We start from the raw sequence: 2,064 nt of genomic DNA, 5'->3' as shown, positions 1-2,064 counted from the left end.
CGACGAACGCGTCGGGCCGGTAGTCCTTCACCGCCCGGACGACCCCTCGCATCACCTCGGTGGCCTGCTCGGTCGTCGTACATCCGTAGAGGCCGACCTTGATGTACGTGGCCCCGGAGACCACCGCGCCGAGCGCCGCCTGGGCCACCGTGCCGGGCTTGTACGGCACGTCACCCACGGTGGCGGACACGGGCTTGTCCGCCGGGACCGCGGCCCGGATCTCCCTGATGACCCAGGGGAAGTTCGCGCCGAGCGAGCCCTCGGCGGGTCTTTTGACATCGACGATGTCGAGGTGTTCCGCCGCCTTCACACAGTCGAGGGCTTCGTCGAGACCGTCGGGAGAGATGAGAAGCAACACCGTGGATTCCTTCCACCGCATGTCCGTCTGCCGAGGGGCAGGGATGCGGAGTCGCGTGGATCACGTGCGGTCGGCTCATCATTCCGGGGCCCCGCGACCCCCGGCAGGGCGCGCGGAGTACCAGAGGGGTCACTGCCCCCTGCCCCTCACGCCCCAGCGCACGCGCCTCCGCCGGGCACCGGGGGACCGGTGGCGCGGCGCCGCCCACACCTGACCCACTCACCGAAGCGCCTTCGCCATCATCTGCTCCCTGCCTACGACCTGCGTGACTTCTTCGTCTGGCTGGGACAGACGGGCTTGGACTTCCGGCACTTGCGGCTGGAGGTGTTCGTGCTGCCGGGCGTCGGTCAGGCACTGGAGAACACCACGCCGCAGCGGAAGCGGGCCGCGTTCGCGTCCTTCTACCGGTTCCATGCCAGGCGGGATGAGAGCCTACCCACGCTGCTGGGAAACCTGCTGGCCAGGCGGCCTACAGGCTCCTGCACGCCGATGCTGGCGCGGAGGCTGATGGGCGCCTGCAACTGGCGCGGGGACCGGTTCCTGATCGCGCTCCTGGACGAGGCGGGGTTGCGGATCAGTGAGGCCCTGGGTCTGCGGCACGCGGACTCGAACCTCCGCAAGGGCGAGNNGGCATGAAGGGCATGAAGGGCCGGATCGTCCCGGTGCGGCCGGAGCTGTTCGACCGCTACGCCGCCGACATGGAGACCGAGTACGGGACGCGCTGGACTGCGACTTCGTGTTCGCCAACCTCTTCCGCGCGCCTGCAGAAGCGGACCGGCATCACGCACTTCTCGCCGCATGTCTGCCGGCACACCTACGCCACCCGACTGCCGCGGGCCGAGGCGCCGACCTCACCCGAAAACGGGAGAGCGCCCACGGCGAGATCCGGCGGCTCCGCACCCTGTCGGCGAGGCCGTCCAGCACCGTGATCGGCCCCTGCCGAAGAAGACTGAGCTGGAGGCAAGAGCCCTTGAGGCTTGACTGCGGACGAGGCTGGAAAGCATCAACGGGTGATTGATCGCATGACTGAACCATTGGTCGCCGACGACCACGGAAATGCCTTGATCGTCTTCGACCACGGCGCAGAAGGTGTTGCTCCCACAGATGCGCCGATGCCCGCCGCCCTGGTCGCTCTCTGGCACAGCGGCAGGGTCCTCATGGTCTTCGACCGGTTCCGGCAGTCCTGGGAACTGTCCGGAGGGGTGATCGAACCCGAGGAGACTCCTCGTCAGGCAGCCACGCGCGAGCTGCTGGAAGAGACCGGCCAGAGTCCCGACTGTCCTTTGCAGTTCGTGGGCTACGCGGGATTCGTGCTTGCGCCCGACCAGCACGCTGAATACGCCGCGCTGTTCACCGGCCACATCACAAATCCCCGCAGCTTTCGTGCGAACGATGAGATCTCGGCCATCCGCTGGTGGGACCTCTACGAGCCCCTTCCAGGACGCGTTCAGCCACTCGACGCATACCTGGCCCGGCTCACACAGGACCCAAGCTGAAGACCGCGAAGAGGGCATGTCCATCTCGCGAATAGGCAGGTCAAGTGCATGCCTCAAGCAGGAGATCGACACAACCTCGATCAGGACGAAGCCGTTACGCGCGTACACCGCGACGGCGGGGTCGTTGCCCGGGATCACCGCGAGCCTCAGCGTCGTGGCGCCGGACCGCCGGGCCCAGGTCTCGACGGCGCCGATCAACTGGTCCGCCAC

At 67.7% G+C, this 2,064-nt stretch carries 2 protein-coding genes and 1 pseudogene; 1 reads left to right on the top strand and 2 read right to left on the bottom strand.

Translation table 11 applies throughout. The features are described from left to right. The coding region (locus BHU15_RS25255) for a (5-formylfuran-3-yl)methyl phosphate synthase (protein ID WP_218028077.1) at positions 1-358 on the bottom strand (358 nt) is incomplete at its 3' end. Positions 359-1,335: 977 nt separating this feature from the next. Between BHU15_RS25255 and BHU15_RS25245 the strand changes: the two genes are divergently transcribed. Next, a complete protein-coding gene (locus tag BHU15_RS25245; protein ID WP_255293211.1) occupies positions 1,336-1,854 on the top strand; it encodes an NUDIX hydrolase in 519 nt (172 codons plus the stop codon). 84 nt (positions 1,855-1,938) lie between these two features. Here BHU15_RS25245 and BHU15_RS41565 read toward each other — a convergent pair. Next, a pseudogene (locus BHU15_RS41565) lies at positions 1,939-2,064 on the bottom strand (GNAT family N-acetyltransferase); the annotation flags it as partial.

Origin of the sequence: Streptomyces niveus (assembly GCF_001723055.1) — a bacterium.
Classification (GTDB): domain Bacteria; phylum Actinomycetota; class Actinomycetes; order Streptomycetales; family Streptomycetaceae; genus Streptomyces; species Streptomyces niveus.
This window is presented reverse-complemented; position numbering and strand designations above follow the sequence as displayed.